This is a genomic window from Brachybacterium muris (assembly GCF_016907455.1).
Classification (GTDB): domain Bacteria; phylum Actinomycetota; class Actinomycetes; order Actinomycetales; family Dermabacteraceae; genus Brachybacterium; species Brachybacterium muris.
This window is the reverse complement of record NZ_JAFBCB010000001.1, coordinates 2,778,479-2,805,090: the sequence shown is the minus strand read 5'-3', so window position 1 is coordinate 2,805,090 and position 26,612 is coordinate 2,778,479. Positions and strand designations below refer to the sequence as shown.

22 protein-coding genes, 4 tRNA genes and 1 pseudogene are annotated in these 26,612 nt (G+C 69.9%); 14 read left to right on the top strand and 13 right to left on the bottom strand.

The window, feature by feature from the left end; genetic code table 11:
- The first annotated feature begins 163 nt into the window (after positions 1 to 163).
- Genes JOD52_RS13125 through mnhG form a run of 6 tightly spaced genes read left to right on the top strand, consistent with a single transcriptional unit; the run spans position 164 to position 7,207 of the window.
- Positions 164 to 3,088: a Na+/H+ antiporter subunit A gene (locus tag JOD52_RS13125; RefSeq protein WP_204411709.1), complete on the top strand. Its 2,925-nt coding sequence runs from the start codon at positions 164 to 166 to the stop codon at positions 3,086 to 3,088.
- A complete protein-coding gene (locus JOD52_RS17775) occupies positions 3,078 to 3,965 on the top strand; it encodes a Na(+)/H(+) antiporter subunit C (RefSeq protein ID WP_017824392.1) in 888 nt (295 codons plus the stop codon). Before JOD52_RS13125 ends, JOD52_RS17775 begins: the two co-directional genes overlap by 11 nt.
- Positions 3,962 to 5,521 (top strand): Na+/H+ antiporter subunit D, encoded by a 1,560-nt coding sequence (locus JOD52_RS13115; RefSeq protein ID WP_017824393.1) that lies wholly within the window; start codon positions 3,962 to 3,964, stop codon positions 5,519 to 5,521. The genes JOD52_RS17775 and JOD52_RS13115 overlap by 4 nt, the downstream gene beginning before the upstream one ends.
- Positions 5,521 to 6,057, top strand: coding sequence for a Na+/H+ antiporter subunit E (locus tag JOD52_RS13110; RefSeq protein WP_017824394.1), 537 nt, complete (start codon positions 5,521 to 5,523; stop codon positions 6,055 to 6,057). Before JOD52_RS13115 ends, JOD52_RS13110 begins: the two co-directional genes overlap by 1 nt.
- Positions 6,054 to 6,623 carry an MrpF/PhaF family protein gene (locus JOD52_RS13105; protein ID WP_017824395.1) on the top strand — a complete coding sequence of 190 codons (570 nt, stop codon included), beginning with the start codon at positions 6,054 to 6,056 and terminating at the stop codon, positions 6,621 to 6,623. Before JOD52_RS13110 ends, JOD52_RS13105 begins: the two co-directional genes overlap by 4 nt.
- Positions 6,620 to 7,207: a monovalent cation/H(+) antiporter subunit G gene (gene mnhG / locus JOD52_RS13100; RefSeq protein WP_204410433.1), complete on the top strand. Its 588-nt coding sequence runs from the start codon at positions 6,620 to 6,622 to the stop codon at positions 7,205 to 7,207. Before JOD52_RS13105 ends, mnhG begins: the two co-directional genes overlap by 4 nt.
- 293 nt (positions 7,208 to 7,500) lie before the next feature.
- Here the strand turns inward: mnhG and JOD52_RS13095 are convergent, their stop codons facing one another.
- The 7 genes and pseudogenes from JOD52_RS13095 to JOD52_RS13065 form a co-directional block, all read right to left on the bottom strand.
- Positions 7,501 to 8,046, bottom strand: a complete 546-nt coding sequence (locus JOD52_RS13095) for a formate--tetrahydrofolate ligase (RefSeq protein WP_338124097.1) — start codon at positions 8,044 to 8,046, stop codon at positions 7,501 to 7,503.
- Positions 8,047 to 8,160: 114 nt separating this feature from the next.
- Entirely contained in the window at positions 8,161 to 8,907 is a 747-nt protein-coding gene (locus JOD52_RS13090; protein ID WP_338124028.1) for an ATP-binding protein, read from the bottom strand.
- Positions 8,904 to 10,466, bottom strand: a complete 1,563-nt coding sequence (gene istA / locus JOD52_RS13085) for an IS21 family transposase (RefSeq protein ID WP_204408388.1) — start codon at positions 10,464 to 10,466, stop codon at positions 8,904 to 8,906. Before istA ends, JOD52_RS13090 begins: the two co-directional genes overlap by 4 nt.
- 161 nt (positions 10,467 to 10,627) lie before the next feature.
- A pseudogene (locus tag JOD52_RS13080) lies at positions 10,628 to 11,758 on the bottom strand (formate--tetrahydrofolate ligase); the annotation flags it as partial.
- A 262-nt stretch (positions 11,759 to 12,020) separates the two neighbouring features.
- Positions 12,021 to 12,096: transfer RNA gene (locus JOD52_RS13075), tRNA-Phe, on the bottom strand.
- Between the two features lie 158 nt (positions 12,097 to 12,254).
- Positions 12,255 to 12,328 (bottom strand) — tRNA-Asp (locus JOD52_RS13070).
- A 125-nt stretch (positions 12,329 to 12,453) separates the two neighbouring features.
- Entirely contained in the window at positions 12,454 to 12,816 is a 363-nt protein-coding gene (locus JOD52_RS13065) for a metallopeptidase family protein (protein WP_017824398.1), read from the bottom strand.
- 173 nt (positions 12,817 to 12,989) lie between these two features.
- Between JOD52_RS13065 and JOD52_RS13060 the strand changes: the two genes are divergently transcribed.
- Positions 12,990 to 13,065 (top strand) — tRNA-Glu (locus tag JOD52_RS13060).
- A 78-nt stretch (positions 13,066 to 13,143) separates the two neighbouring features.
- Here JOD52_RS13060 and JOD52_RS13055 read toward each other — a convergent pair.
- Both JOD52_RS13055 and JOD52_RS13050 read right to left on the bottom strand, forming a co-directional pair.
- Positions 13,144 to 13,827: a response regulator gene (locus JOD52_RS13055; RefSeq protein WP_204410431.1), complete on the bottom strand. Its 684-nt coding sequence runs from the start codon at positions 13,825 to 13,827 to the stop codon at positions 13,144 to 13,146.
- A complete protein-coding gene (locus JOD52_RS13050) occupies positions 13,809 to 14,939 on the bottom strand; it encodes a sensor histidine kinase (protein WP_338124096.1) in 1,131 nt (376 codons plus the stop codon). The genes JOD52_RS13055 and JOD52_RS13050 overlap by 19 nt, the downstream gene beginning before the upstream one ends.
- 316 nt (positions 14,940 to 15,255) lie before the next feature.
- Here JOD52_RS13050 and JOD52_RS13045 point away from each other — a divergent pair, with 316 nt between their 5' ends.
- The 4 genes from JOD52_RS13045 to JOD52_RS13030 all read left to right on the top strand — a co-directional run bounded on the left by JOD52_RS13045 (position 15,256) and on the right by JOD52_RS13030 (position 19,024).
- On the top strand, positions 15,256 to 16,242 hold the full coding sequence (locus tag JOD52_RS13045) for an ATP-binding cassette domain-containing protein (RefSeq protein WP_204410427.1): 987 nt from the start codon (positions 15,256 to 15,258) through the stop codon (positions 16,240 to 16,242).
- Between the two features lie 10 nt (positions 16,243 to 16,252).
- Positions 16,253 to 16,984, top strand: coding sequence for an ABC transporter permease (locus tag JOD52_RS13040; RefSeq protein WP_204410425.1), 732 nt, complete (start codon positions 16,253 to 16,255; stop codon positions 16,982 to 16,984).
- Between the two features lie 100 nt (positions 16,985 to 17,084).
- Positions 17,085 to 18,791, top strand: a complete 1,707-nt coding sequence (locus JOD52_RS13035; protein ID WP_204410424.1) for an alpha/beta hydrolase — start codon at positions 17,085 to 17,087, stop codon at positions 18,789 to 18,791.
- Positions 18,792 to 18,948: 157 nt separating this feature from the next.
- A tRNA-Thr gene (locus JOD52_RS13030) sits at positions 18,949 to 19,024 on the top strand.
- Positions 19,025 to 19,084: 60 nt separating this feature from the next.
- On the opposite strand, the gene JOD52_RS13025 is transcribed toward JOD52_RS13030, so the two are convergent.
- A complete protein-coding gene (locus JOD52_RS13025) occupies positions 19,085 to 19,753 on the bottom strand; it encodes a response regulator transcription factor (protein ID WP_204410422.1) in 669 nt (222 codons plus the stop codon).
- Between the two features lie 91 nt (positions 19,754 to 19,844).
- On the bottom strand, positions 19,845 to 20,537 hold the full coding sequence (locus tag JOD52_RS17555) for a sensor histidine kinase (protein WP_204410420.1): 693 nt from the start codon (positions 20,535 to 20,537) through the stop codon (positions 19,845 to 19,847).
- 131 nt (positions 20,538 to 20,668) lie between these two features.
- Here JOD52_RS17555 and JOD52_RS13015 point away from each other — a divergent pair, with 131 nt between their 5' ends.
- Together JOD52_RS13015 and JOD52_RS13010 are read left to right on the top strand one after the other, a co-directional pair.
- Complete coding sequence (locus tag JOD52_RS13015; protein ID WP_204410418.1) at positions 20,669 to 21,115, top strand: Fur family transcriptional regulator; 447 nt, start codon at positions 20,669 to 20,671, stop codon at positions 21,113 to 21,115.
- A gap of 83 nt (positions 21,116 to 21,198) precedes the next feature.
- Positions 21,199 to 22,713: a catalase gene (locus JOD52_RS13010; RefSeq protein WP_204410416.1), complete on the top strand. Its 1,515-nt coding sequence runs from the start codon at positions 21,199 to 21,201 to the stop codon at positions 22,711 to 22,713.
- A 123-nt stretch (positions 22,714 to 22,836) separates the two neighbouring features.
- Here the strand turns inward: JOD52_RS13010 and JOD52_RS13005 are convergent, their stop codons facing one another.
- Together JOD52_RS13005 and JOD52_RS13000 are read right to left on the bottom strand one after the other, a co-directional pair.
- A complete protein-coding gene (locus tag JOD52_RS13005) occupies positions 22,837 to 23,220 on the bottom strand; it encodes a universal stress protein (RefSeq protein WP_193866764.1) in 384 nt (127 codons plus the stop codon).
- Between the two features lie 124 nt (positions 23,221 to 23,344).
- Positions 23,345 to 24,016 carry a lysophospholipid acyltransferase family protein gene (locus tag JOD52_RS13000; protein ID WP_204410415.1) on the bottom strand — a complete coding sequence of 224 codons (672 nt, stop codon included), beginning with the start codon at positions 24,014 to 24,016 and terminating at the stop codon, positions 23,345 to 23,347.
- Between the two features lie 184 nt (positions 24,017 to 24,200).
- On the opposite strand from JOD52_RS13000, the gene JOD52_RS12995 reads away from it, so the two are divergent.
- Positions 24,201 to 25,967 carry a Gfo/Idh/MocA family protein gene (locus tag JOD52_RS12995; RefSeq protein ID WP_204410413.1) on the top strand — a complete coding sequence of 589 codons (1,767 nt, stop codon included), beginning with the start codon at positions 24,201 to 24,203 and terminating at the stop codon, positions 25,965 to 25,967.
- The last annotated feature ends 645 nt before the right edge of the window (positions 25,968 to 26,612 follow it).

The window sequence follows — 26,612 nt, the reverse complement described above, 5'->3', positions numbered from 1 at the left end:
GCCACGGGCGTGGAACGGCTCACGCCCTGTCCGAAGCCGGATGTGATGAAAACCGTACGCCTCAGGATTTTGACAGGTCGTCCCGTAGAATGTTCACGGCCGACTGCCCTCCCCTTCCTTGCACCCCTTCCCCAACACCCCGGACGGAGACCGCGTGTACACGATGCTCCTCGCCCATCTGGCGGCGGCGCTCGTGGGACCGCTCCTGGTGCGTGCGTTGGGGCGCAACGCCTTCTACCTGCTGGCACTGGTGCCGGCCGGTTCCGCGGTGTGGCTGGCCACCATCGACCCCCTCACCCTGGCCGACGCTCCCCGTGAGGTGAGCGTGCCGTGGATCCCGGCCTTCGGGATCGACCTGGCGTTCCGCCTGGACCCGCTGAGCTGGGTGATGGCGATGATCGCCACCGCCATCGGCGCGCTGGTGCTGCTGTACTGCGCCCGCTACTTCAAGGACACCGAGCCGGGCCTGGGGCGCTTCGCCGGGGTCCTCACCGCCTTCGCGGGTGCGATGGTGGGCCTGGTCCTGGCCGACGACGTGATGGTGCTCTACACCTTCTGGGAGCTCACCACCGTCTTCTCCTACCTGCTGATCGGTCACTACCAGGACAAGCAGTCCTCGCGCCGTGCGGCGATGAACGCCCTGATCTCAACCACCGCCGGGGGACTGGCGATGCTGGTGGGGCTGCTGATGTTCGCCCGCGCTGCCGGCACCTTGCGCCTCTCCGGGATCATGGCCTCGGACATCTGGGCCGACGCCGGCCCCTTCCTGATCGTGGCGATGCTGCTGGTGCTGGCCGGGGCGCTGTCGAAGTCAGCCCTGGTGCCCACCCACTTCTGGCTGCCCGGGGCGATGGCCGCCCCCACCCCCGTCTCGGCCTACCTGCACGCCGCGGCGATGGTGAAGGCCGGCATCTACCTGATCCTGCGCCTGTCCCCGGCGATCGCGCCCAACGAGTCCATCAGCATCATCATCGCCGTGTTCGGTGCGGCCACGATGCTGCTGGGCGGCTGGCGGGCCCTGCGGCAGACCGACATCAAACTGCTGCTGGCCTACGGCACCGTCTCCCAGCTCGGCTTCCTGGCGGCCGTCTCGGGCCTGGCCACCGACGACGCCGTGCTGGCCGGCATCGCCATGCTGATCGCCCACTCCGTGTTCAAGGCGCCCCTGTTCATGGTGGTCGGAATCATCGACAAGAAGTTCGGCACCCGTGACCTGCGGATGCTCTCCGGCGTGGGCCGCGCCGCCCCCGTGGTGGCGATCATCGGCACCGTCTCAGCCGCCTCCATGGCCGCGGTCCCGCCGCTGTTCGGGTTCGTCGCCAAGGAGGGCATCTACGCGGCACTGTGGGAGGGCGGCTCCTGGCAGCGCGCCCTGTTGATCTCCCTGGTGGCCGGCTCGATCCTCACCGTCGCCTACTCCTGGCGCTTCGTGCGCGGCGCCTTCGGTCGCGCCCCCGGCGCACCCCGTGTTGCCACCCCCGAGATCTCGCCCCTGTACTGGCTGCCGCCCGCAGTGATCGCCGTGGGCAGCGTGGCCCTGTCCTTCGCCGCCACCGGGATCGAGAAGGTGGCCGGCAGCTTCAGCGCGGGCCTGCCCGCCGAGGGCAAGGGCATCCACCTGGTGGTCATCCCGCACCTGGGCGTCCCGCTGCTTCTGTCCGCCCTCACCCTGGGACTGGGCGCGCTGCTGTGCGTGCTGGCCCGCCCCCTGGAGCGCTTCCAGGAGATCGTGTCCCCGACGACCTGGGGGCGCGACGGCATCGAGGACTGGGTGGACGCCGAGCGCGGGTTCCGCCGGCTCATGCGCTGGATCGATAAGCTCGCCGTGGTCGTCACGCCCCTGTTCCAGCGCGGTTCGCTGCCCTACACCCTGGGCACGATGCTGCTGGTGCTGATCCTGCTGGCCTCCCCGGTCACCGTGGCCACCTCGCCGCTGCCGGACAACCTGGTGCTGTTCCACCACCCCGTCGAGGTGCTGGTGCTGCCGGCGGCCGTGGCCGCCGCGATCGGTGCCGCCCGCTCCCGCCGCCGCCTGCGGGCCGTGTTCTTGATCTCCGTGACCGGCTTCGCCGTGGCCCTCCTGTTCCTCGCCGCGGGCGCGGTGGACGTGGCCACCACGCAGGTGCTGGTGGAGACCGCCCTGACCGTGGTGCTGGTGCTGGTGCTGCGACGCCTGCCCATTCACTTCTCCCGCCGCCCCCTGCGGATCGGTGCCGTGGGCCGCTGGGCGATCGCCATCTCCACCGCGGTGGTGCTGTGCGGCGGCGCGCTCTACGCCGCCGACGCCCGCTACACCGCCCCGCTGGGCCCCGAGCTGATCGAACCCGCCTACGAGATCGGCGGCGGCCACAACGTGGTCAACGTGGCCCTGGTGGACGCCCGCGTGTGGGACACCATGGGCGAGATCGGCGTGCTGCTGGTGGTGGCCACCGGCGTCGCCTCCCTGATCTTCGTGACCCGCCGCGAGCAGGGCATCTCCCGGGTGCGCGACCTCGACGGCGGCACCTCCATCTGGCGCCGCCGGGCCGATGCCCCGCTGCCGCAGAACGCCCTGAACTTCGATGCCCGCCCCGACGAGGTCACCGGCTCGAACCGCTGGCGCACCTGGCTCTCGGCCGGGCTGACCCTGGCCCCGGAGCGCCGCATGGTGATCCTCGAGGTCGTCACCCGCGTCGCGTTCCCGCTGATCATGCTGTTCTCCGTGTACCTGCTGATGGCCGGGCACAACCACCCCGGCGGCGGATTCGCCGGCGGTCTCGTGGCAGGCCTGGGCCTGGCCCTGCGGTACCTCGCCGGTGGCCGCTACGAGCTGGCCGAGGCCGCCCCCGTCCAGGCTGGCTTCGTGCTGGGCCTGGGCATGGCCATCGCCGTGTCCGCCTCCGTGCTGCCCCTGCTGTTCGGCGGCACGATCTTCGCCACCGCCACCCCCGTGGTCCATGTGCCGGTGCTCGGCGAGCTGGAGTTCCCCAGCGCCCTGATCTTCGACATCGGCGTGTACCTCGTGGTGGTGGGCGTGCTGCTGGACTTCCTGCGCTCCCTGGGCGCCCAGATCGACCAGCAGCAGGAGGTGGAGAACGATGTCCGTTAGTCTCGCGCTGCTGCTCACCGCCGGGGTGCTGATCGCCTGCGGCGTGTACCTGGTGCTCGAGCGCACCCTGACTCGCATCATCCTCGGCTTCCTGCTGCTCTCCAACGGCGTGAACCTGCTGTTCGTGGTGGCCGCCGGCCCGCCCGGCAAGCCCCCGTTCGAGGGCACCGCCGACCCGTCCGAGATGAGCGACCCGTTGCCGTTCGCGATGGTGCTCACCGCCATCGTGATCTCCATGGGCGTGACGGCCTTCGGCATGGCCCTGGCCTACCGCGCCTGGCAGCTGTTCGGCCACGACGAGGTCCCCGATGACGTGGAGGACCGCCGCGTGCTGCGCCGCAGCCGGCGTCGCGCCGGGGAGGAGAAGCTGCCCTGGGCGCAGGCCCTCACCGAGGAGTCGCGCCGCGGCGCCCTCATGCATTCCCAGGGCTTCGCGCCCGCCGAGGAGGACGACTCGCTGGGCTCGGACCTCACCAGCGCCGAGGACGTCCCCCAGGACCACACCGAGGCCGACGAGGGCGAAGCCCGCCCAGCCCGGCCCGAGCGCGCCGCCCGCGCCGACGCCGGCAAGCGGACCGGACGGGCCCCGGGATCCGAACCGGGACCGGGGGCCGAGCGGCCCCCGGAGAGCCGAGCGGCCTCGCACCAGTCCTCGGCCGTCACGGATGCCGATGAAGCGCCGTATGCGCACGCCGGCCTGGAGACGCCCCGCGATCATCCGGCCGACGACGACCACCTGCCCCCTGCCTCCGGAGGCGTGACCACCATCCCGGGCACCGGACCGGTCACCGATGCCGACGCCAGCCCCGGCGGCGGCCACGACCAGTACGACGCCGGGCACCATGACGGACGCGACGACGGGAAGGAGAAGCCATGAGCATGGAACTGCTGCTGGCCCTTCCCGTGCTGCTGCCCCTGGGCGGCGCCGCGGTCACCCTGCTGCTGCGCCACCACCTGCGGATCCAGCTGGGGGTGACCATCCTGACGCTGCTGGTGAACTTCACCGTGGCCCTGGTGCTGGCCTACTACGTCAACGCCGAGAGCGTGCTGGTGCTCCAGATCGGCAACTGGACCCCGCAGCTGGGGATCGTGCTGGTGGCAGACAGGCTCACGGCGCTGATGCTGGTGGTCTCCACCTTCGTCACCTTCGCGGTGCTGATCTACTCAAGCGCCCAGTCGGTCAGTGAGAACACCGCCCGCACACCGGTGGCGATCTACCACCCCACCTACCTGGCGCTGGTGGCGGGCGTGTCCATGGCGTTCCTCGCCGGCGACCTGTTCAACCTGTACGTGGGCTTCGAGGTGCTGCTCTCGGCCAGCTATGTGCTGCTGACCTTGGGCGGTTCCGCGTCCCGGATCAGAGCCGCCACGACGTACGTGATCGTCTCGCTGCTCAGCTCGGTGATCTTCCTGTCCGGCATCGCGTTCATCTACGCCGCGGTGGGCACCGTGAACATGGCCGAGCTGGCGGTGCGGCTGGACATGCTGGAGCCGGGCACCCGGATGGCCCTGGAGCTGGTGCTGCTGGTGGCGTTCGCGATCAAGGCCGCAATATTCCCGCTGAGCGCCTGGCTGCCGGACTCGTACCCCACCGCTCCCGCGCCGGTGACCGCCGTGTTCGCGGGCCTGCTGACCAAGGTGGGCATCTACGCGATCCTGCGCCTGGAGACTCTGCTGTTCCCCGCCTCGCAGATCTCCAACCTGCTGCTGGCCGCCGCCGGGCTGAGCCTGATGATCGGCATCTTCGGTGCGGTTGCGCAGACGGACCTCAAGCGAGTGCTGTCCTTCACCCTGGTCTCCCACATGGGCTACATGCTGTTCGGCATCGGCCTGACCACCAAGCTGGGCATGGCCGCCACCATCTACTACGTGGCCCACCACATCACCGTGCAGTCCACGATGTTCCTGGCAGCCGGGCTGATCGAGCACCGGGGCGGCACCACCAACCTGATCCGCCTGGGCGGGCTGGCGAAGCTCGCCCCCGTGATCGCGATCCTGTTCTTCATCCCCGCGATGAACCTGGCCGGCATCCCGCCGTTCTCCGGCTTCATCGGCAAGGTGGGCCTGATCCAGGCCGGCATCGAGTACGACAGCACCGCCGCGTGGATCCTGATCGTGGTCAGCGTGCTCACCAGCCTGCTCACCCTGTACGCGATCGCCAAGATCTGGAACCGTGCGTTCTGGCAGGAGCCCGATCAGGACGTCCTGGAGAACGACAAGCCGATGCCGAAGGTGATGATCGGCGCCACCAGCGCCATGGTGGCCTTCTCGATCGCCCTGACCGTCTTCGCCGGCCCCATCATGCGCTACGCCGACGAGGCCGCCGAGGCCGTGCTGGAGCGCAAGCCCTACGTCAGCGCCGTGCTCGGTGACGAAGCGGCCGACCAGCTCGTCTACCACATCGGCTCCGAGGGCCAGAAGGTGGTGGAGTGATGAAGCGCCGCTTCCTGGACCTGCCCAAAAACTGGGTGGGCCTGCTGGTCTCGGTGATCTTCTGGTGCATGCTCTGGGGTGGGGTCGACGCCAAGAACGTGCTGGGTGGCATCCTCGCGGCCACCATCGTTTTCGTGCTGTTCCCGATGCCGCCCACCGGGCACGAGATCACCATTCGCCCCCTGCGCTTCGTGTACTTCGTGGGCGTGTTCCTGTTCGACATGGTGAAGTCCGCGATCGAGGTGGCTTGGTACTCGATCCGGCCCGCCCCGCAGCCGCTGAACTCCGTGATCGCGGTGAAGCTGCGTTCCCGCTCCGACCTGTTCCTCACGGGCACCGGCATGCTGTCCACCCTGATCCCCGGTTCGGTGGTCGTGGAGGCGCAGCGCGCCACCGGCACCCTGTTCCTGCACGTGATCGGCGCGGAGGACGAGGAGCAGGCCGAGCAGGCCCGCCAGCGGGTGCTCGAGCAGGAGGAGCGCCTGCTGTGGGCCATGGCCCGCCGCGAGATCCTCGAGGAGGCGGGGCTGCGATGACGCCGTTCGAGATCGTGCTGCTGGTGTGCGGCGCCGTGCTGGCCGTGACCAGCGTGTCGGTGGTGTACCGGATGATCGTGGGCCCCACCATCCTGGACCGCGCCGTCTCCAACGACGTGCTGGTGGTGCTGGTGGTGATGGCGATGGCCCTGTACACCGCGCACACCGGCGCCGGGTGGGCCGGCCCCGCGATGCTGGCCATGACGGGGCTCGCGTTCATCAGCACCGTCACCTTCGCCCGCTTCGTGGCCCGTGAGGTCGCGGCCGGTCAGCGGGAGATGCGGCGGCACAGCGAGGAGCCCGACACCACCAGCGGCCCTCTGGAAGCAGTGCACCTGCACCGCGGCGACGGCGGCCCCGAGAACCACATGATGGCGACGGCGGAGCATCCCGAGCGGGGGACCTTCGGTGTGGACGACGCGACCGCTGCCGGCTCGGGTGACCGCGCAGGGGAAGATCTGGACATCGAGGAATCGGGCACCGGCGAGCCCTCCGCTTCGGATGCCGCAGCTGGGGATGCCGGAACCGAGGATTTCCCCGCAGACCGTGAGGAGGGGCAGCGATGACCATCGCCGAGATCCTCGCCAGCGTGCTGATCATCGCCGGGACCGTGCTCGCCGTGGTCGCCGCCGTCGGCCTGAACAGGTTCAACGACGTGCTCACCCGTATCCACGCCGCTTCCAAGCCGCAGACCCTCGGCCTGATGCTGGTGCTGGCCGGTGCCGCCATCGCCGCGGGCTCCTGGGCGCTGGCCGCGATGATGCTGGTGGTGATGCTGGCTCAGATGACGACCGTGCCGGTCGCCAGCGCGATGGTGGGCCGTGCCGCGTTCCGTCGCGGCTTCGTGCGCGGAGGCCAGTACGCCGTGGACGACCTCACCCCGCGCCTGGCGGCGGAGGACGATGAGGACGACGACGAGGACGGCTTCATCGACGAGGGGGACGACGACCATCAGGGCCTCTCCGGCGAGGAGGACCGCTTTCCCGAGAACGTCGTGGAGACCTCCTCGGAGGGCTCCGACCTCACCCTGCCGAACTGGGGGGAGCCGGAGGCCGGTACCGCCGAGTCCGACGACGACAGCCTGGACGTGGACCTCGCCGACGAGACCGAGCGGGAGGCCGAGGAGGTCGCCGAGCGCGACCGTCGCTGACCGGCAGCCTGCCCGGCCCCAGCCCTCACCCGTTCATCCTGCGCCCGCGCACCTGCCGTCCCTCACCCGTTCATCCTGCGCCCGCGCACCTGCCGTCCCTCACCCCCGTTCATCCCGCGCCCGCGCACCGGCCGTCCCTCAGCCCCGTTCATCCCGCGCCAGTCACGTCCCCCCCCACGCCCCGCTCATGCACCGAGCCGTGGTTCTTGGGGGGTATCCGGCGGGATAAGTCCCAAGAACCACGGCTCGGTGGCGGTGGCGACTGGAACGCGACCAGTACGAGCGCTACAGGATCAGAACAGGCCGAAGGCCTCCCCGTCCTCGTTCACGCCCATGCGCAGTGCGGCGGGCTCCTTGGGCAGGCCCGGCATCGTCATGATCGACCCGGTCAGGGCCACCACGAAGCCGGCGCCGATGCGCGGCACCAGGTCGCGCACGTGCAGCACGTGCCCGGTGGGTGCCCCGAGCGCCTTGGGATCATCGGAGAAGGAGTACTGGGTCTTCGCGACACACACTGGGAGCTTGTCCCAGCGGTTCTTCTTCAGGGTGCGCAGCGCGGCAGGGGCCTTGTCGGAGAAGACCACGTCGTCGGCCCCGTAGATCTCACGGGCCAGGGTGCGCAGGGACTCCTCGACCCCGGCCTCCGGGTCGTAGAGGTGGTGGAACTCGGAGCCGTCCTCGAAGGCGGCCAGCACTTCGTCGGCCACAGCGAGACCGCCCTCGCCGCCCTTGGCCCACACCTCGGACAGTGCCGCCCGGAAGCCCTGCTCCTTCGCCCATTCCAGCACGGCATCCAGCTCGGCCTCGGTGTCGGTGGGGAAGCGGTTCAGGGCGATCACCTGAGTATTCGTAGTCGTGGGAGCCACCGAATCTTGCTCTTGGGGACCGCCGATCGTGCCGACGGGGGCCAGTAGCCGCCGCGGTGGGGACCACTGGCTCCCGCCGGCATCGGGTCACTGGGGCAGTGCGGTGTGTTCTCGCATGTTCCTGTCGCCGGTGTCGATCCAGATTGTGTTGTGCACGATGCGGTCCATGATCGCATCGGCGTGGACTGCTCCACCGAGCCGGGCGTGCCAGTCCTTCTTCGGGTACTGGGTGCAGAACACGGTCGAGCCGGTGTCATAGCGGCGCTCGAGCAGTTCCAGCAGCATCGAACGCATTCCCTCGTCAGGATGGTCCAGCAGCCACTCGTCGATCACCAGCAGCGAGAACGTGGAGTACTTCCGCAGGAACTTCGTCTGGCCCTGCGGCTTGTCCTTTGCCAGGGCCCAGGCCTCTTCGAGGTCGGGCATTCGGATGTAGTGGGCTCGGAGCCGGTGCTGGCAGGCCTGCTTCGCCAGCGCGCAGCCGAGGTAGGACTTCCCTGAGCCGGTGAAGCCCTGGAAGACCACGTTCTGTTGCCGCTGGATGAAGGAGCAGGTTGCCAGTTGCGCGATCACGTTCCGGTTCAGTCCCCGTTCCTCGACCAGATCCAGCCGCCGCAGGTCCGCTCCGGGATAACGCAGCCCCGCCCGGCGGATCAGACCCTCGACCTTTCCATGATTGAAGATGGAATGCGCCTCGTCCACGATCAGCTGGAGCCGTTCCTGGAACGACATCCCCAGCACGTGAGCCTCATCCTGGGCATCGATCGCGTCCAGCAGCGCGGTCGCGCCCATCTCGCGCAGCTTCCGCTTCGTGTCGTTATCGATCACGCTCACCGGACACCTCCGGCGTAGTAGTCGGCGCCACGGACGTATCCGCCGTCTTCCGCGGGTTCCTCGCGGGGTGGACGCAGGGCGGCGACCTTGTCCTGCCCGGTGGCCAAGATCGGGTGCAGATGCGCATAGCGCGGTGAACGGACCCGTCCCGTCAGCGCGAGTGCGCAGGCCGCCTCGACCCGATCTACGGAGAAGCGGCGAGAGAGCCGTAGCACCGCCAACGCGGGATCCAGGCCCTGTTCCACGATCGGCACGGACTCGAAGATCCGCTGGATCACGATCACCGTGGCCGGCCCGACCCGATCTGCCCACGCCCGCACCCTCTGCGCGTCCCAGGCCTGGAAACGCTCGCCCGCAGGTAGGTCCGCGTCGTTGGTGCGGTACTCATTGCTCGCGGTCTCCGGGAGCAGCAGGTGACTGGTCAGTCGCTGGCTGCCCTGATAGATCTCCAGCGTCCGGGCCGTGATGCGCAGATCGACCTTCGCGCCGATGTGCGCGAACGGCGCGGAGTAGAAGTTCCGCGCGAACGTGACGTGCCCGTTCCTGCCCACTCGTCGTCCGTAGTGCCATGTCGAGATCTCGTAGGGCACCGCCGGCAGCGGCGTCAGCAGCGGCCGCTCCTCCGCGTCGAACACGCTGGCGCGGGATCCGGGCCGCTTCTGGAACGGCTCCGCGTTATAGGCCTCCATCCGCTGCCCGATGGCGGCTGCAAGTTCGGGCAGGGACGTGAATCGCTGATCCCGCAGCCCGGCGATGACCCAGGTCGCGACGTGCGCGACGGTGTTCTCCACGCTCGCCTTGTCTTTCGGTTTCCGCACCCTCCCCGGGAGCACCGCCGCCGAGTAATGCGCTGCCATCTCGCGATACGCATCGTTCAGGACGATCTCGCCCTCGCGGGGGTGCTTCACCACACCGGTCTTGAGGTTGTCCGGAACGATCCTCGGGACCGTCCCGCCCAGCGCCTCGAACATCGCTACGTGCGCTCGCAGCCAGGACTCCTGGCGCATATCCAGCGCCGGGAAGCAGAACGCGTAACGAGAAAAAGGCAGGCAGGCAACGAACAAGAACACCTTCGAGACCTCGCCGGTGACCGGATCGGCCAGCTCCATCGTGGGGCCGGACCAGTCGACCTCCACGCTCTGGCCGGCCTTGTGACCGACTCTCGAAGCGGCACCGGTGACCATGACGTGGTGCTGGTAGGTGCGGCAAAACCGGTCATACCCCATCGCCGGATCCCCAGCCGCCGTGGTCGCGTCGAAGTACTCGCCGTGCAACAGCTTCAGCGTCACGCCGACCCTGGCCATCTCTCGATGGACCTGTTCCCAGTCCGGCTGTGCGAACACGCTCTCGTGCTCGCCCCGGCCCGGGAACAACCGGGCATACACCTGCTCATCGGCGACGTCCGCGATATCGCCCCACCCGATCCCTGCAGCGTCAGCGGCCTCGAACACCGCCCTCACGGACTTGCGGGACATGCCCTGCGAGGACGAAATCGCTCGCCCCGACAGACCTTCTGCGCGCAGCTGGAGCACCAGCTTCGCCCTGATCTTCCGTACCATTCCAGATTGCTCCTTCCGCCGCGTGCCCTATACACACGGCGGAAGGAGCGTAGACAGAGCGGCCCCAACGACACCACTGGTGGTCCCGAACGACGCCACCGCTACGGCAGCGACGTGGCACCCGAACCCTCGATCAGCGGACCCCAGCGAGGCGAATATTCAATCACCGGCTCGATGCCGAACTTGCGCAGGTTCTGGACGTGGCGGGCCAGGTTCTCGGTGCCCTTCAGAGCCGCGTCGATGTCCTCGTTGGACAGGTCGTCCTTGGCCACACCGCCGTGCATCTTCAGCGCGCGTACGGTGGCCACCACCACAGCCGCGTCGGGCCGCAGGTCGCCGAAGCGGGCCTTGATGTCCAGGAACTTCTCGGCGCCCAGGTCGGAGCCGAAGCCGGCCTCGGTGACGGTGATGTCGGCCAGGGACAGCGCCAGGCGCGTGGCGGTCAGCGAGTTGCAGCCGTGGGCGATGTTGGCGAAGGGGCCGCCGTGCACCAGGGCAGGGGTGCCGCCCAGGGTCTGCACCAGGTTCGGCATCAGTGCGTCCTTGAGCAGCATCGTGATCGCACCCTCCACCTTGAGGTCGCGCACAGTGACCGGCTCGCGGCCGTAGGTGAAGCCCACCACGATGTCGCCGATGCGGCGGGAGAGGTCCGCCAGGTCGGTGGCAAGACACAGGATGGCCATGATCTCGGAGGCCACCACGATGTCGAAGCCGTCCTCGCGCGGCACGCCCTGGGCGGGACCGCCCAGGCCGATGACCGTCTGCCGCAGGGCGCGGTCGTTGACGTCCACCACGCGCTTCCACTGGATGCGGCGCGGATCGATGTTCAGCTGGTTGCCCTGATGGATGTGGTTGTCCACCAGTGCGGCGAGGGTGTTGTTGGCGATCTGGATGGCGTGGAAGTCACCGGTGAAGTGGAGGTTGATGTCCTCCATCGGCACCACCTGGGCGTAGCCGCCGCCAGTGGCGCCGCCCTTGATGCCCATGATCGGGCCCAGGGCCGGTTCGCGCAGCGCCACCATGGTGCGCTTGCCCTTCTGCGTGAAGGCATCGGCGAGCCCCACGGTGGTGGTCGATTTCCCCTCACCTGCGGGCGTGGGGGACATGGCCGAGACCAGCACCAGCTTCGAGCTGCCCTGGCCCTGGGGGACCTTCCGGATGTCGACCTTCGCCTTGTAGGAGCCGTAGGGGATCAGCGCCTCGGCGGGGATGCCCGCGCGATCGGCGATGTCCTGGATCGGCTCCAGGGTCGCGGCCTGGGCGATGGCAAGGTCCGGGTTCTCGGCAGACATCGGTGTCGTCCTCCAGAAGGGTGTCGATGGGCGCCCGGTGGGTGTCCGGGGCGCAGGTCACACTGTACGGCGGGGATCCGTGCGTTGACTGGCGTACGCGGGAACTCGCGGGGCGAGGTGCGTGGAGGTCGCGACGGGCCGGGAGATCGCGACGGGCCGGGGGATGGCGACGGGCCGGAAGATCGGGACGTGCTGGGGGCGGCGGTGCCGGGGCCGCTGGGCCAGGATGCGAGAAGCCCCCGCCGTGGGGCGGGGGCTTCGGTGGTGGCTCCGACCGGCGTCGATCCGGTGACCTTTCGATTTTCAGTCGAACGCTCTACCAACTGAGCTACAGAGCCGTGACCGCCGTGAAGCGGCCGAGGACCAGGGTAGCAGTGCGCAGGCACTGCTCCCAACCCGTACGCGGCGGTGAGAGGCACACCACGAGGCCCGGGGCGTGCATGACGTGGGAACGGCGAAGGCCCCGGAGCTGAACTCCGGGGCCTTCGCGAGGGGGCGACCCTGACCGGGCTTGAACCGGCGACCTCCGCCGTGACAGGGCGGCACTCTAACCAACTGAGCTACAGGGCCTGACCGCCGATCTCGAACCCCACTTCAGTGGTTCTCCCTGATCGACCTGGACAACTCTACCGGAGGTTTTCGGTCCTCGCGAACGTTGCGGCTGTGAGCCCGCTCGCACCTGACGGGTGGCGGTCTCAGGCCCAGCCGAGCTCGTGGAGCCGCGCGTCGCTGATGCCGAAAAGGTGCCCCAGCTCATGCAGCACGGTCACCGCGATCTGCTCCACCAGTTCCTCGCGAGTTCCGCTCACACGCTGCAGCGGGCCTCGATACACGAAGATGCGATCCGGCTGCGCGTAGCCGTCGAACACGCTGCGGTGATCCAGGGGGATGCCCTCGTACAGGCCCAGCAGCTCGGTGCCGTCCGGTTGAGGATCCGGTTCCTCCTCCACCAGGATTGCCACGTTGGAGCGGGCGATCGCCTCGGCGATCTCATCGGGGAGGGAGTCCAGGGCGTCGTCCACCGCTTCCTCGAACTCGGCGCGACTGATGTGGACCATGCGCCCCATCGAACCACGGCGGGGGCTGGTGCGGGGTACAGGTGGCGCGAGGGAGCTGCGGGAGTGCGGGCTCGCGTCGATGGTCGATGTCGGATGCGCCGCACCCTCATCGCTGCGTTCGCGCGGGCTGATCCAGGGCGGGTATGCTTCCGGACGTGCATTCTGTGCCCAGGGCCCCCATCGTCTAGTGGCCCAGGACACCGGCCTTTCACGCCGGCGACACGGGTTCGAATCCCGTTGGGGGTACCAGTTGTGCAATGCCCCCGACGGGTCCCGTCGGGGGCATTGCTGTTGCAGCGCTGTGTAGGGCGGACCGCTCAGACCGGCTCAGGCAGGCGCATGGTCGATGTCCGTCAGGCCCGCCTCATGGGCGATGATCGCGATCTGCACCCTGTTGGTGCAGTCCAGCTTGGCGAAGATCTTCGAGACATGGGCCTTCACGGTGGCTTCGCTCATGAACAGCCGCATCCCGATCTGGGTGTTGGACAGTCCCGCACCCACGGCGCCGAGGACCTCCGTCTCCCGCTCGGTGAGCTGGTCCAGTCCAGGGTGTTTGTCCTGGCGGGTGCCGGGGTTCGCATCGGAGAAGTGCGAGAGCATCCGCCGGGTGATGGTGGGGGAGAGCATCGCATCGCCGCCGGCCACCACGTGCACCGCCCGGATCAGGTCCTGCGGCGGGGTGTCCTTCAGCAGGAACCCGCTGGCCCCGGCCTCGAGCGCCCGGAACACGTACTCGTCCATGTCGAACGTGGTGAGCATGATGATCCGCGGGGGGTTCGGCTGGGAAGTGACGGCCTTGGTCGCGGCGATGCCGTCCAGGCCGGGCATGCGCACGTCCATCAGCAGCACGTCGGGGCGGTGCTTCTGCACCAGCGGCACGGCCTCGGAACCGTCCCCGCCCTGGCACACCACCTCGATGCCCGGGTCGGCCCCCAGGATCATCGCCAGGCCTGCCCGCACCAGGGAGTCGTCGTCCACCAGCGCTACGCGAGTCACGCCGTCGTCGGCCATGGGATCACCGCTTTCACTTCGAAACGTCCGTCGTCGGTGGGGCCCGACGTGATCGACCCCCCGGCGTGCAGGACGCGGGTCTCGATTCCCGACAGTCCCATCCTCGCCCCCGGGAGATCCGTGGTGAACCCCACGGGAAGAACATTACTGACCTCGATCACCAGGTCGGTCCCCGGCTCGCCGATCAGCGCCACCCGGGCCTTGGTGTGCCGGGCGTGCTTGTGGATGTTGGTCAGGCCCTCCTGCACCACCCGGTAGGCAGTGCGCGCCATCGTGTCCGGCACGGGGTCGTCGATGAAGTCGAACAGTTCCACCGCGATCCCCGCCGACTGGGACGTGATCACCAGGTCGCGCACGTCCCCCCAGGTGGGCTGGGGGGCCAGCGGTGCGCCCTCGTCCTCGCTGCGCAGCACGCCGAGCACCTCCCGCAGTTCCGACAGGGCGGTGGTGGCCGTCTGTCTGATCAGCCCCACCGACTCCACCACCTGCGCCCGGTCCAGGTTCGGGTTCACCTCCAGCGCGCCCGCCTGCAGGGCCACCAGGGAGATCTTGTGGGCCACGATGTCGTGCATCTCGCGGGCGATGCGCGTGCGCTCTGCCCGACGGGCACGGTCCTCGGCCTCGGTCTGCCCCTGCTCGGCGTCCATGGCTCGGCGCTGGAACTGTGCCAGCAGCTGACGGCGCGCCTGGGTGTACATGCCCACGGCCACCGTGGCCGCCACCACGAAGAAGATCAGCAGGATCGCCTGCGTGATCCGCTCCGGCAGCAGGCTGTCCAGCGACGGCAGGGCGAGCGCCACCACCCCCAGCAGGCCCACCAGGACGGTGACGAGACGGTGGGTGCTGCGGGTGGCGAAGCAATACAGGGAGACGATCGGGACCACGATCGAGCCGGTCAGCGCTCCGAGCACGAGCAGCAGCGGCAGCAGCCACCGCCAGTGCCGGTGCCGCGCCAGCAGAGCGGCACCCAGCAGCGCTGTGGCCACCGTCTGGGCGATCACCCAGGGGTCCCCGTCTGCGATGAGCCCCAGGAAGGCGGAATCGGCGGCGACGGCCAGGAGGATCAGAGCTTCCTGCCATCTGCGCCGCACCGGCTGTCCCAGGTCATCCACGCCGTCACTGTAGCCCCGCATGAGCCCTCCCCAGGGTCGACCTTCGACGCTGGGCCCGCATCGATGGTCGAAGGCTGCGCTGCGCACCACGGCGACCAACGTCGCTGCGCCTCGATCCCGCCGACGGTTCCGGCGGTGCAGCCCGCTGGAGGAAGGTGGAGGCATCTCCCGAACCACATCGAGAAACCACATCCACCAGGCAGGACGGTCCACCATGAGCCAGCAGCCGACCCCCACCCAGCAGCCCATCTCGCACTCGACGCCGACCCATCGCGCGGCACCTCCCGCCATACCGGGACGTACTCATCCCGAGGGGATGGCGATCGAGGTGCGAGGGGTGACCAAGCGATACGGCACCCGCACCGTCGTCGACGACCTCACCTTCACCTGCGAGCCCGGCACCGTGACCGGCTTCCTCGGTCCGAACGGGGCCGGCAAGTCCACCACCCTGCGCATCCTCACCTCGCTCGCCCAGGCCGATGCCGGCGAGGCCCTGGTCGGCGGTCGGCGCTTCGTCGACCTCGAGAATCCCGCCCGCACCATGGGCGTGATGCTCGATGCGACAGCCCTCGGCCGCGGCCGCACCGGCCTGGAGACCCTGCGGCTGGCCGAGCGCACCCTGCGGATGCCCGCCGGTCGCGCCGAGGAGATCCTGGAGCGCGTGGGCCTGGCCGACGCCGCCCGCAAGCGGGTCGGCGGCTACTCCTACGGCATGCGGCAGCGGCTCGGCATCGGGGTAGCCCTCATCGGCGAACCCAAGGTGCTCGTGCTGGACGAACCCGCCAACGGCCTGGACCCCGAGGGGATCCGCTGGATGCGCCGCCTGCTGCGCTCCTTCGCCGACTCCGGCGGCACCGTGCTGCTGTCCAGCCACCAGCTGCGAGAGGTGCAGGCCACCGTGGACCGCCTGGTGGTGATCAACCAGGGCCGCCTGGTGCGCGAGGGCACCCTCGAGGAGCTCACCACCACCCGCGGCACCCGCGTGGGTGCCGAGCAGCCCCAGGCACTGCTCGCAGCGCTCCAGCGCGAGGAGGTGCCCCACGTCGCGCGGCTCGACGGTCTGGTCGACGCGGAACTGGCACCGGCCGACATGGGGCGCCTGGCCCTGCGCGAGCAGATCGTGCTGACCTCCCTGGGGGTGGCCGAGTCCGGCGGCCTCGAGGAGGTCTTCTTCTCCCTCACCGGTGCTGCCGAGGCGCAGCCCGATGCCACCCTTCCCGGGCGGCGGGCCCCAGGCCTGCCCGGCCCCGACTCCCCGTCCCACCCCGCACCGGCCGACCGCATCCCGGCCACGATCGCCTGAGGAGGCCGTCATGAGACCCGACATCGACATCCGCAGCTACTTCGACACCCGTGCCGGCCTGGCGGTGGTGCTGATCTCCGCCCTGGCCGTGGCCGCGATCGCCGTGGCCGGCGGCCTACTGCAGGGCGGACTGCTCCCCGACGAGGCCGTGGACGTGGAGCTCACCGTGATCGCCGTGTCCCTGCCGTTGAGCCTGATCATCCCGGTGATCGCCGTGATGATGACCGCGGGGGAGTGGAGCGACCGCTCCATCCAGGTGACCCTGCTGCAGCGACCCGGCAGGCTTCGCGTCCTGACCTCCAAGCTGCTGTCCACCCTGATGGTGGTGGGCGCGATCATCGCTGGATCGGTCCTGCTGTCCATGGCCACCACCTGGATCGGCGGCAGCATCGGCGACGGCAGCGACTTCGCCTCCATGGATCGCGTGCTGACCACGCAGGTCACTGCGCTGCTGGCCACCCTCGCCTTCTCGGTGGCGATGGGTGTGCTCACCCAGTCCACCGTGATGGGGCTGCTGGCCGCCATCGGCATCCCGTTCGTGGTCTCCACCTCCCGGCAGATCGCGATGCTGGCCGGATCGGAGACCCTCGACGGGGTGCTGCGGTCAGTGGACCTGCAGGCCGCAGCGGTGGCCTTCGGTGACGGCCAGGCAGAGGCCTTCGACGTGCTTCCGCTGCTGATCCTGGTGGTGCTGCCACTGGCCCTCGGGGCCTGGAGGTGGAGCCGCCGCGAGATCGGATGACCGGCCGGCCCGCACGGCGCCAGCAGCGCCTGGGCACCTAGTATGACCGGAGCTCCCTGCTGTGGGCAGGGGGCTCCGGACCGCCCGAACAGGAGAACCGATGCGCCTCGGATCCACCCCCCGCCGGTCGCCGGCCCATCGCCCGCCGACCCGCCGCCCGCTGGCCCGCCTGTCGGCCGTGGCCGCGGCTGCTGTGCTCGTCGTCGCGGGCTGCGTACCCCAGGAGGGTCAGGGACCCGGGGAGACCCCGTCGACAGGGCAGAGCGACAACGGGGGCGCGGGAAGCGGCGACGGCACGACCGACGGGACCTCCGGGGACGGCCAGGAGCTCGCCACGCTGGGCACCTCCGCCGCGAAGGACCTGCCCACCGACCCCGCCGAGGACCCGGCCTACGCCGCCTACTACGAGCAGGACATCACCTGGGGCCCCTGCGATGACGTGGAGGGCGGCAGCGAGCTGGAATGCGGCACCCTCACCGTGCCCATGGTGTGGAACGACCCCGGGGCCGGGGACATCGACCTGGCCGTCGCACGGCACGCCGCCTCCGGCAACCGCACCGGATCCCTGATCCTGAACCCCGGCGGCCCGGGCGGCTCCGGCGTGGACTTCACCGCCTCCGCCCCGTTCCTCTTCTCCCGCCCGGTGGTGGACGCCTACGACATCATCGGCTTCGACCCCCGCGGTGTGGCCCGCTCGGCCGGCATCCAGTGCCTCAGCGACGAGGAGACCGACGAGTACCTGGCCGGCACCGGGGACATGGGCACGGAGGACCCCCTGGAGGAGGGACTCGCGTGGATGAAGCGCATCGCCGAGGGCTGCCAGCAGGACTCCGGTGAGCTGCTGCCCTACCTCGACACCTACTCCGCCGCCCGCGACATGGACGTGCTGCGCGCAGCGGTGGACTCCGAGCAGCTCGACTACTTCGGCTACTCCTACGGCACCTACCTCGGAGCCACCTACGCCGACCTCTACCCCGAGCGGGTGGGCAAGTTCGTGCTCGACGCCGCCCTGGACCCCTCCTCCACGCTCGACGAGATCAGCGCCGGGCAGGCGGAGGGCTTCGAACTGGCCACCGACGCCTTCCTCGAGGACTGCCTGGCCCAGGGCGACTCCTGCCCCTTCAAGGGGGAGCCGGCCGAGGCCAAGCAGCAGCTGCAGAACTTCTTCGACAGCATCGAGGCGCAGCCGTTGGAGACCTCCGATCCGCAGCGCCCGCTCACCGTCTCGCTGGCCCAGTCGGCCGTGCTGCTGCTGATGTACGAGGACGGGCTCTGGCAGGTCGGGCGCGATGCCCTCGCCCAGGGGATGCAGGGAGACGGCAGCGCCCTGCTGCAGATCGCCGACCTCTCCTCCGAGCGCCAGCCCGACGGCAGCTACAAGGGCAACGGCATGTTCGCCATCAACGCCATCAACTGCCTGGACCATCCCGGTATCGCCGACCAGGACTGGCAGGCGAAGGAGGCCGAGCGCCTGGCCGCCGAGTACCCCACCTTCGGTCCGTCCATGGGCTACGGAGCCACCATGTGCGCCCAATGGCCGGTGCCTCCCCTGCGTGAGCCCGCCCCGATCTCCGCCGAGGGCGCGGGGCCCATCGTGGTCATCGGCACCACCGGCGACCCCGCCACGCCCTACCGGTGGTCGCAGAGCCTGGCCGAGCAGCTGGACGATGCCGTGCTGCTGACCTTCGAGGGCAACGGCCACACCGCCTACGGCCGCTCCGGCGGATGCATCGAGGAGGCGGTGGACGCCTACCTGCTCGAGGGCACCACCCCGCAGGACGGCCTGACCTGCTCCTCCGGCGGCTGAGTCGGGCAGGCGGGGCCCGGGCGCGGATGCGACCAAGCGCACGTCCATCGGCTTTGCGCGGTCCGCGACGGGTCCCATAGAGTGGCCCGGTCCGCCCTGTGCCCCGTCAGGTCCTGCCTGTCGGGGGACCGACCAGGTCCGTGCCGGTGGAGGGCATGCCGCCTTAGCTCAGTCGGTAGAGCGATTCACTCGTAATGAATAGGTCGCGAGTTCGATTCTCGCAGGCGGCTCCACATCACCACAGGTCAGGCCCGGTTCCCCCAAAGGGGGCCGGGCCTTCTCCTTCGGTGCCCTCACGGGTGCGGGGGAGTGGCCAGGCCTCGTTCGAAGGCCGTCAGCGCCACCTGCAGGCGGGAGGAGCAGCCCAGCTTCGCCATCAGGGAGGAGACGTGGGTCTTCACGGTGGACTCCGACAGGGTGAGCTTCTCGGCGATCCCGGCGTTGGACTCCGCCTGGCGCAGCAGCACCAGCACCTCCTGCTCCCGCTCGATGAGCCCGAGCTGCGCGATCGCCTCCGCGTCGACCAGGGCGCCGGCGGCATCGGCCGGCTGCTCGCCCGCCATCTGGTGCGCCAGCTCAGGGGTGATCACGGTGCCGGCATGGGAAGCCGCTGCCCGCACCGCCGCGACCAGTGCCGCTGCCGCCGTGGTCTTCAGCAGGAAGCCGCTGGCCCCGGCGGCCAGGGCCGCCCGAAGGTGCTCGTCGGTCCCGAAGGTGGTCAGCACCAGCACGGAGGACTGCGGACGCTGCTCCCGGATCCGGGCAGTGGCCTCCAGGCCGTCCTGGCCGGGAAGTGCGATGTCCATCAGCACCACATCGGGGCTGTGTTCATCCAGCACCTCCAGCGCCTGTTCGGCGCAGTCCACGGCGGCCACCACGGAGAGGTCGCTCTCCCGGTCCAGGTACGAGGCCAGGGCGGCCCGCACGATCGGGTCGTCGTCGCAGATCATCACAGTGGTCATCGAATCTCCCCGGGTATCTCGATGCGGGTGAGGAAAGTGGTGCCTTCGCTGCGGGCCTCCAGACTGCCGCCCACGGCGGCGAGCCGTTCCCTCACCCCTTCCAGTCCTGGCGGGAGGTGCTGGAGATGCGACCGAACTCCTGGGCCGTGCCGGGTGCGGCGTCCGGCCGCAGGGCGCCGTTCTCCGCGAGCATCACCACCTCCGTCATGGCTCGCACCCCGGTGTCGTGCAGTTCGCGGGCGATCGCGCGGCGCTGCTCGGACAGGTCGTGCAGACGCTGGGCCCGTTCGGCCACGGATCGCTCGAACAGGCGCCTGCCCCAGGTCCCCGCCACCACCGCCCCGCCCTGCAGCACGATCAGCAGCAGCAGTTCGGAGACGACGTACTCCGGCTGGTCCCCGCGCGTCACGGAGATCGTGGTCAGGGCCCCCACGTGCCACAGCGCCATCAGGATCGCGCCCACCAGGCGACCGTGGGCCGCGGTGGAGGCGATGGCCACGGTGGAGGCGAGGGTGCCGGGCCCAACGTGGGCCGGGCCGGACACCACCGCGACGGTGAAGGTGAGGCCGATGATCGTGCAGGCGGCAAGGGGGAACCGCAGGCTGAGGCCGCCGGCGATGCTCAGCACCGCGGCGATCACCACGGCCAGGGCGCTCTCCCCGGCGGCCACCGGGACCGAGGCCGCCATCAGCAGCAGGGCCAGCAGGATCGAAGCGGAGCGCGCGTGGCTGAAGGGCGCGCCCGATGCGATCTCGGGGGAAGGGCGAGCGACCCGGCTGGTCACCCGGCCAGACTAGAGGGGAGGGGGGTGGGGTGTTCGCCATCGCCATCATGTGAATCCCCAGTAGTGAACAGTCGATGAATGGATCCAGCCGTTTTCTTGAACTGGTCCAGATAAGGAGCTAGGGTCGGGGTATGACCTCCACCGACCACGCCACCGATCAGGCAGCGCATCACGCCGCTGCACTGCGCGGTGCCGGTCTACGGGTCACCGGGCCGCGCCTGGCCACCCTCGAGGTGGTGGAGCGGCACCCCCACGTCGATGCCGAGAGCGTCGCCCAGGCCGTCCGTGAACGGCTGGGCACCGTGTCCCGGCAGGCCGTCTACGACGTGCTGCACGCCCTCACCGATGCCGAGCTGCTGCGCCGCGTCCCCGTGGACGGTCGCCGCACCCGCTACGAGCTGCACCGCCACGACAACCACCACCACCTGGTGTGCCGCCGCTGCGGCCGCCTGGAGGACGTGCCCTGCGCCGTCGGCGCCGCGCCCTGCCTGACGCCCCACGACGATCTCGGCTTCGACATCGAGATCGCCGAGGTCGTCTACCGGGGACTGTGCTCGACCTGCAGGGAGAGCACCTGACCCGGTGGCCGGCGCACTCCACCGGCCGTGACCCCGACCGTCATCCCGACCATCCGAACCCCGCAACTTCACGAGGAGCAGTAATGACCCAGTTCGATCCCAATAAGCCTTCCACCACCGAGTCCGGTGCGCCCCGCCAGTCCGATGCGCACTCCCTGAGCGTCGGTGCCGACGGCCCGCTGCTGCTGCACGACGTGGCCCTGGTCGAGAAGCTGGCCCGCTTCGACCGCGAGCGCGTCCCGGAGCGCAGCCCCCACGCCAAGGGCTCCGGTGCCTTCGGCGAGTTCGAGGTCACCCAGGACGTCTCGAAGTACACCAAGGCCAAGTTCCTCCAGCCCGGTGCGAAGACCAACATGCTGGCCCGCTTCTCCACCGTGGCCGGTGAGCTCGGTTCGCCCGACACCTGGCGCGATGTGCGCGGCTTCGCTCTGAAGTTCTACACGGAGGACGGCAACTTCGACATGGTCGGCAACAACACGCCGATCTTCTTCGTGCGCGACCCCATGAAGTTCCCCGACTTCATCCACTCCCAGAAGCGCACCCCTGATTCCGGGCTGCGTGACAACACCATGCAGTGGGACTTCTGGACCCTCTCCCCGGAGTCCGCCCACCAGGTGGCCTACCTGATGGGTGATCGTGGCCTGCCCAAGTCCTGGCGCCACATGAACGGCTACTCCTCGCACACCTACCTGTGGGTCAACGAGGCCGGTGAGAGGTTCTGGGTCAAGTACCACTTCCACACCGACCAGGGCATGCAGTTCCTCAGCAACGAGGAGGCGGGCCACCTCGCCGGTGAGGACTCCGACTACCACCGTCGGGACTTGTTCGAGGCCATCGAGCGCGGCGAGTACCCCTCCTGGACCATGAGCGTGCAGATCATGCCCTACGAGGACGCGAAGGACTACCGCTTCAACCCCTTCGACCTCACCAAGGTGTGGCCGCACGCGGACTACCCGCTGCACGAGGTGGGCCGGTTCACCCTGAAGGAGAACCCGGTCAACCACTTCGCGCAGATCGAGCAGGCCGCCTTCAGCCCCTCGAACACCGTGCCGGGCACCGGGGTGTCCCCGGACAAGATGCTGCTGGGCCGGGTGTTCTCCTACCCGGACGCGCAGCGCCACCGCATCGGCACCAACTTCAACCAGCTGCCGGTCAACGCCCCCGTGGTCCCCATGAACTCCTACGACAAGGAGGGCAACATGGAGTACCACCACTCGGGCGACGCCCCGGTATACGCACCGAACTCCTACGGACGTGCCTGGCAGGAACCCCAGGGCCCGGTGGACAACGGCTGGGAGGCCGACGGCACCCTGGTGCGCTCGGCCTACACGCTGCACCCGGAGGACGACGACTTCGGCCAGGCCCACACCCTGGTGCGCGAGGTCTTCGACGACGCGGCGCGCGAGCGCCTGGTGGAGACGGTCTCCGGTTCGCTGAGCACGGTGCAGGAGCCGGTCCTCTCTCGTGCCTTCCAGTACTGGAAGAACATCGACCAGGAGGTGGGCGAGGCGATCGAGCGCGCCGTCAACACCCCCAAGGCCGATTCCCAGCCCGGTGGTGACCCGCTGGATGCCGAGACCCCTGCCGAGCAGGCCTGAACCCGGCTGAACAGCTGAACGACGAAGCGGCCCGTTCCCATCCGGGGGCGGGCCGCTTCGTCGGTCCGTGTCCGGGTGCGGGCCGTGCGTTCGCAGCGGCCGGCGCACTCCGGTCGACCGGTCTCACACCACCAGCACCTCGCTGCGGGCGGCCAGCAGCAGCTTCTGCACCGTCAGGCCCAGCAGGTGGCGCGCCAGATCGTTCTGACGGCGGATGCCGAGCACCAGCAGCTCGGCCCTCTCCTCGTCGACCACCTTCAGCAGGACATCGGCGATGTCGTCCTCGGTGTGCTCCTGGCGCACCTGCACGCGCACGGCGGAGCGCCGCAGGCGTTCCAGTGCCGTCTCGAGCTGGAGGTCGTCGGCGTGGCGGGGGTCCTCGGAGACGCCCTCGCGCACCACGTTGACCACGATCAGCGGGCCCCCGCGCTGCTCGGCGGCATCGCGCGCGGCATCCAGCGCCTTGTAGCCCACCTCGGTGGGGATGAATCCGACGACGACGGCCATCTGCTCTCCTGCGCTGCGCTGCGGTTGCGGGCGGCCCCCGCGACGACGGGTGGCCTGCATCGATACTAGGCGCAGACGGGCCGCGATGTCGGGTCGAGGGTCCGAGCCGGGGGGCGGGCGAGGATCAGGGCTGCGGATCCTGATGGGCGACGGGGGAGCGGCGCTGCCCGGACAGCGCCTGGATCTCGTCCATGATCCGCGCGGTCATCTGACGCCGCCGGGCACCCTTGGACAGCCCGGGGTCCAGGTCGGAGAAGTCGATCGGCGCGCCGATCCGCACCGAGATCGCACCGCGCTCGGGAAGCAGGCGACGGGGTCGGAAGTGCGGTGTTCCCTTCAGACCCACCGGGATCACCGGGCAGCCCGACTCCAGTGCGAGCCAAGCCGCGCCCTGCTTGCCCGGATGCAGCAGGCCGTCCTTGGATCGGCCGCCCTCGGGGTAGATGCCGAACCCGTCGCCCCGGCGCAGGATCTCCAGCCCGGCCTGCAGGGCACCCTTGCCGGAGGAGAGGGCCTGCCGGTCCACCGGGACCGCCCCCACCTGCTCGAAGAACCCGTTGAGCATCCGGCCAAGGGGGCCCGTCTGCTTCCACAGGTCGTCCTTGGCGACGAAGTGGACGGGGCGGGGGATCGCGATCGGGATGATCGCCGAGTCGATGTAGGCCAGGTGGTTGGAGGCCACGATGAAGCCTCCCTCGCGGGGCACGTTCTCCACGCCCGTCACGCGCGGCCGCCAGATGCCGTGCAGCAGCGGGACGGCGGCCCTGCGGGCGACGGTGTAGAACAATGTGGGCATCGTGACCTCCCCGGGCGTGCTGGACGACGCCCCACGATAGCCGCCGGAGGGGCCCGATCGCGTGTGGTAGAACAGCCACAGCGCAGCGCGCCGCCGCCGGCGGCGCCGGAGTCCTGCGCGGCGCCCCGCCCCGGAACCCGGGAGCCGCCGCCCGCCTCCGCCGAGCCCTCGAGGAGCCCGCCCGATGCCGAAGACCTTGAACATCGCCGTGATCGGTGCCGGAACGATGGCACAGGCCGTGCACCTGCCGGTGCTGCGTCGTCGCTGGGACAGGTTCACGGTGACCGCCCTGGTCGAGCACTCACCGCGCCGCCGCCGCGAGGCCTCCGAGGTGTGGGGGGTGGCCGAGGAGTCGCGCTACGAGTCGGTGGCCGATCTGATCACCGCGGTGCGCGGCAAGAAGGTCGCGGTGGACGCCGCACTGCTGTCCACCGACGGCCTGCACGTCAGCGATCTGATGCAGCTGATGCGGCGGGGCATCCCGGTGCTGGTGGAGCCGCCGCTGGGGTTCTCCGCCGAGGAGATCGCCGAGGTCGTCGATTTCGAGCGCATGACCGGGCGTCACCTGGTGATGATGGCCCACCCCCAGCAGTACGACGATTCCGTCATCGCGCTGTCGGAGAAGATCGCCGCGAAGGACGTGCGGATGATCGACCACGAGGTGCTGATGCCGGCCAGCCAGCCGCTGTTCGGCTGGGCGCACGTGACCACCTCGGCCTACGACCTGCCCACCGAGGTGCGCTCCCAGCGCCGCAAGTCCCTCCAGGCCGCCGTGGAGGCGGGCGCCGGAGGCGGCGCTACCCAGCGCGACCGCGACCTGTACGTCAAGGGCCTGCTCACCGGTGTGGCTCACCAGGCCGCGGTGGTCGAGCGCGCCTACGGGCCGGTCACCCGTCTGGTCGCGGTGCGGCACTGGCCCAAGGGCGTGATCCCGGGGTCCATCGAGATCCTGGGAGAGCTGGAGAACGGCGCACCGGTGCGTCTGGTGTGGCACTACCTGCCGTTCGCCCCGGAGTACTCCGAGCGCATCGAGGTGCTGTCGGCGCGCAAGCGGATGGACGTGGAGCTGCCGGCTCCGTCACTGGGCGATCGGCGCTCGCGCATCAGCCTGCGGGAGAAGTCCGCCGGGGCGGTGGTCACCACGGCGAGCACGGCCACAGCAGGGGCGGCCGAGGCGATGTGGGAGGCGTTCCACGCCTTCGTGGACCGCGGTACGCGCCCGATCATGGGGGCGGAGGAGGCACGCGCACAGCTGCTGCTGATGCGCGAGGTGCTCGCGGCGATCGTGGAGGCCGACGGACGCAGCCTCGAGCCCGAGCCGGAGCCGGAGCCGGAGCCCGAGTCCGATTCGGAAGTCGAGATGGAGGCCGAGTCGGAGCCCGATGTCGAGCTCGGGTCCGAGACGCAGCCCGTTGTCGAGCCCGGGTCCGAGTCGGAGGCTGATGTCCCCACGGAGGGGGAGCCGGAGCCGGAACCCGTTGCCGAGCCGGACGATGCGCCGCCGCTCGAGCCCGCCACCGTGACGGACCCCGCCCCGGTGAATGATCCCGCTCCCGCAGGCGAAACCGCTGCCGCGGCCGACCCTGCTCCGCTGGCCGATCCCGCCCCGGTGGCCGAACCGGAGCCCGTCACCGAGCCGGTGCCCGTCACGGACGCGGTCCCTCTCGAGGATGTCAGCTTCCCCGCCCACGAACCCGGCATCGACGAACCGGGCGTCCAGGAGCCAGCTGCGGATGAGCCCGGCATCGATGAGCCCGGCATCGATGAGCCTGGCATCAGTGAGCCCGGTACCGAGCAGCCGGGCATCGACGAGCCCGAGGCTCGGGAGCCTGCAGTGGACGAACCCAGTGTCGAGGAGAAGCCCACCCGCTCTCTGCCCACGCTTCCCACCGACGAGGTGGACGTGTGGAGTCTCGACCAGGACAGCCGGCCCCGCGAGGGAGACCGCTGAGGGCAGGCCGCCTGCTCAGGCACCTCAGGGCCGGGTGACGTTCCCGAGGGAACGCCACCGGGCCTCTGCTGTCAGCTGCCTTCCCGATCCGTCACCCGCAGGACCGGCTCTCCGGCTCTGCCGCCCGGTGGCGCGATGGGCTGATTCCGCCACGCCCAGGCGCCCCGTACGACACGCCGCGACGCGCCCGGGATCCGAGCGCGAGAAGGGTCACCGACGCCGGTTTCCGAGGGCGTTCCGAGGCGTCCGGCCGACCCTCCGTCCACACCCCGGGGCCGCCCTTCCTCGCCCGTCCACAGGCTCCCACCGGCGTCGTCCTGCGGTTTAGTGCGTCGGGGGCGCGCAGTGTCCACATCCCTCCCGAGCCATCCACAGCCCGTCAACACTGCGATGTGGATGACAATGTTGTAACTCAGTACATCTTGTGGTGGTTCCGGCGATCGACCACTAGGTGTAGTGTTGGCGAGGCCGCAGGGATCCACCCTCTTCCCGCTCCTCACGGAGCGTGCGCCGCCTCGTCGCCAGCGAGGAACCGCGCTCGGGGAGATGGGCAGGAACCAGCGGAACCGGTCCTCGGACCGCCCCACACCTGCATCACCCGCTCCTCCTCGCGCCGTCTCGGCGCGGTGCCCGAGAAAGGTCTTC